Origin of the sequence: Mesorhizobium sp. WSM2561 (genome assembly GCF_000513915.1) — a bacterium.
Classification (GTDB): Bacteria; Pseudomonadota; Alphaproteobacteria; order Rhizobiales; family Rhizobiaceae; genus Mesorhizobium; species Mesorhizobium muleiense.
Genome location: NZ_AZUX01000096.1, coordinates 1 through 3,294, shown reverse-complemented (window position 1 = coordinate 3,294; position 3,294 = coordinate 1). Strand labels below are relative to the sequence as shown.

The 3,294-nt window shown below is 61.4% G+C and carries 3 protein-coding genes and 1 pseudogene; all 4 read left to right on the top strand.

Annotated features, from left to right (window positions below):
- Positions 1–720: 720 nt before the first annotated feature.
- Positions 721–831: pseudogene (locus M727_RS41140) on the top strand (phenylacetic acid degradation protein); the annotation flags it as partial.
- Positions 832–1,086: 255 nt separating this feature from the next.
- Complete coding sequence (locus tag M727_RS0132525) at positions 1,087–2,085, top strand: hypothetical protein (RefSeq protein ID WP_027156011.1); 999 nt, start codon at positions 1,087–1,089, stop codon at positions 2,083–2,085.
- Positions 2,082–2,711: a 5'-methylthioadenosine/S-adenosylhomocysteine nucleosidase gene (locus M727_RS0132520; RefSeq protein ID WP_027156010.1), complete on the top strand. Its 630-nt coding sequence runs from the start codon at positions 2,082–2,084 to the stop codon at positions 2,709–2,711. Before M727_RS0132525 ends, M727_RS0132520 begins: the two co-directional genes overlap by 4 nt.
- Before the next feature lie 137 nt (positions 2,712–2,848).
- The gene (locus tag M727_RS42105; RefSeq protein WP_156941727.1) at positions 2,849–3,121 is read left to right on the top strand and encodes a hypothetical protein; all 273 of its coding nucleotides are present in this window, start codon (positions 2,849–2,851) and stop codon (positions 3,119–3,121) included.
- The last annotated feature ends 173 nt before the right edge of the window (positions 3,122–3,294 follow it).

Genomic DNA, 3,294 nt, shown 5'->3' with positions numbered 1-3,294 from the left:
GGGCGCGCTCGCGAGCGGCTTCGCTACCGCCGAGCTACACCACGTCTGGGGACGCGACCGCGAGACGTGAAGGAATTCAATAAGAACCGACTGCTGCGCCTCTGGCATGGCTCTTGCTTTTACAGCTGTGACATTACATGCCAATAGAGGCGTTTGGTGTCTCCAGGCACCTATCTCAGTTCAGGTGAGACGACGTCCTATCCCCATAGACGAGAGAATATCCATGACACGCGCCCTTGCAGCAGCAGCTTTCCTTCTCACGGCTTTGGCCCCAGCCCAAGCCTCTTCAAATGATAGTTCGCGTTCGAGCACCTGGAACAGTCAACCGGGACACACAATGAACCGTTCGCCGTGCGGTCCTCGCTATGTGCTGTGCTTGAAACCCGATATCCCCTGGTGCGAGCCGGATCCAGATGGTCCGGCGGCCGACCGCAATCATGTCTCAGGGATTGGTATAGTTGACGGCTTGGTCGCCGCGCTCTCCCGGCAAGAGGCCGGGATGATCAGCGTGACACGGGCAGGCTGATGAGGGAATCATCGCTCATTCGGTTGATGGTTCGAGAGGATAGAAAAAGCTGGACTCACGCATTCAGCCGCCATGGCTGGGCTCGATTTGCTCGATCAACGCTGCCGGCGTTGCCAGATCATCCGGACGCACAAAAGTTATGCTCACCTCGCCGCCCGCCAGGCGGTCGAAACCGGCCGCGCGCTCTGGGGTTCGTTGCCGACGGCCAGGCCTACGCCTTCGCCGCCGACGGCGAGGCGAAGCTCATCGCCACCATGACCGGCACGATGATGACGGTGGTCGGCCGCGACGGCATCGAGGGGTGAGGAGCGGTCCGCGCGGCACATAACCTCCCGAAGTGACCTAACGGCAACACCAGACGAGCTGCATGCGGCCGCAGCATCGACATAGCTTGCGCGGCGGCCGGTTTGCCCTTATTGGCCGCCGCTTCAGATTTCATTTGTCTCAACAGGATGCGGAGGCGCACGCGATGTGTCACTCCCCGGGATCGCCAGCAAACATCAGCTGACCTGCCTCTCGGCGGGCCAAATCCTTGCATCTGTTTCCGAGACAGTTTCTCCATGGACTGCGAAGTTTATGGCGACATAGTCGCCTGTCTGCCGCAAGGCAGGACCCTCTTTGCCTATGAGCGGGATCACTATGCGGTGCACCTGCTCGACTATCTGCTTGCCGCAGGCTGGAGCGCCCAGCGCCTGCGGTCGAGCCCGTTCGCGCGGCTGCTCGAAAAACCACCCGTGCGTGAAATCCTGGCGACGACCGGCCGGGCCGATTTCTCGCGCCGTCATCTCGCGCTGGCGTTCATGCGCGACCCCGTGATTTGGCGTCTGACTGTGGGCCGATGGGAAGCCGAAAGACGATATCAATTTCGCCAGACCTCACGGCGTGGCTCCAACATCGTGCTCCAGCTCAATTTCACCGCGCAACATAACCACGCTTTCCGCGAGTTGCTGTCGCCGACCGGAGCGACGATTTTCGCCGTCGACGGACATCCCGTTTCGACTCGGGAACACACGATGGCTTGGTCCCGCATCGATCTCGATCTGGATACGGGCGAGGCACTCATCGAGGAGGTGCAGTGCGATTGGGTGCGACAGGCCCGACGAGCGGCGACCTATCCGAGGCACTTCCACCGACGCAACGCCACGACCGACGAAACGGGAGACCGGATTTATCCGAGAGAGCGATTTGAGGCTGGGGTGAAGACCTACTACGACAAAGTCTTGCCGCGCTATGCGGACGGGTGGGAGGAGACGATAATGGCCGCGACTCTGTTTTTCATCGTGCGCGAGCTTGGCATCAGGACCATCTATATGCATGCCTTCGATACCGGGAATGCGCTGAAGCACATTACCGGCCGCTGGGACGGGAAGCCTCCCCGGTCGCTCTATACGGACCTGCCGCGTCGCTTCTGCTTCTCGCTGGGCACGGAAGGACCGACTTTCCTGTCCGCCGAGATCGCCCGGATTGCGAGAGGCAAACATCGTGTGCCGGTGAACTTCTGGCGATTGCGTTTGGGTAACGATACGGTGCAGCAACTTCCGCCTTCGAGGATTCCATGATCGATCAGATTGCAGGCAAGTCGGTTCTCTTCGTGATGGCCGCCGAGGCCGAATACGGCCCGCATCTCAAGACGCTGTTCACGCCGCTGATGACCGGTGTCGGTCCGGTCGAGGCCGCCGTGCGGCTGAGTGCCGAGCTTGCGACATTGAAAGCCGAGGGCGCGCTGCCGGAACTGGTCGTCTCGCTGGGTTCCGCCGGAAGCCGCACGCTCGAGCAGACCGAAATCTACCAGGCTGTGTCGGTCAGCTATCGCGACATGGATGCCTCGCTGCTCGGCTTCGAGAAGGGCGCCACGCCCTTCCTCGACCTGCCGGTGACGGTGCCGCTGCCCTTCGTCATTCCCGGCATCAGGAGCGCGACGCTGTCCTCCGGCGGAGCGATCGTCACCGGCGCCGCCTATGACGCGATCGACGCCGACATGGTCGACATGGAAACCTTCGCCTGCCTGCGCGCCTGCCAGTTGTTCGGCGTGCTGCTGATCGGCCTGCGCGGCATTTCCGACGGCGCGGCCGATCTGAGGCATGTCGGCGACTGGACCGAATATCTCCATGTCATCGACGAGAAGCTGGCAGAGGCTGTAGGTCTTCTGGAACAGGCGATCGGCGGCGGCCTGCTCGGTGGCTGACTGATGCTCGGGTCAAGCAGCCAGACGTTGCGGATCGCCGAAATCGATGCGTGAAATGCGTCCGCGGGTGGCGCCGGTTGCATCGACATAGTCGATTGCTCCCGGTGTATGGTCGAGTTTCCAAATTGAGGCTGGGCGTGACTTTGTTCGAACGCCACCCCGGCGGGGTCAGGGTGACGGCCGCCGGGGACTGTTTCCTGACCAAAATACGACACATTCTGAAAGATCTGGACGACACGCTGCAGGGGCTTGAATCAGCGAGCCACAGCGATGGTCAGCCGCTGTCGATCGGATCGGACGGGCCACCTTGCCATTGCGGGTTTCTCAGTGCTGTTGTTGCCTGCTTGGGCAAGGATCCCAACTTGCCTGCGTTCGTCGCATTTCTACGCAAGCATCATCTCGAGCTCTGATGCTCCATCATCGTCCCGCGCGCGAAATTCGCTGCCTTTGATGTCGCGGCGGACCCAAGCGAACGCTCGATCCGTGGTCATGAACGGAGACAACATCGGCGCAATTTATCCGGCCGGATCTGCTTGCGGCCGACCGGCTTGACGGCCGAAGAGTTTGTGGCGTCCAGACTATA

Coding starts and splice junctions, on each gene's coding strand:
- M727_RS0132525 (WP_027156011.1), top strand. CDS start 1,087: ATGGACTGCGAAGTTTATGGCGACATAGTCGCCTGTCTGCCGCAAGGC.
- M727_RS0132520 (WP_027156010.1), top strand. CDS start 2,082: ATGATCGATCAGATTGCAGGCAAGTCGGTTCTCTTCGTGATGGCCGCC.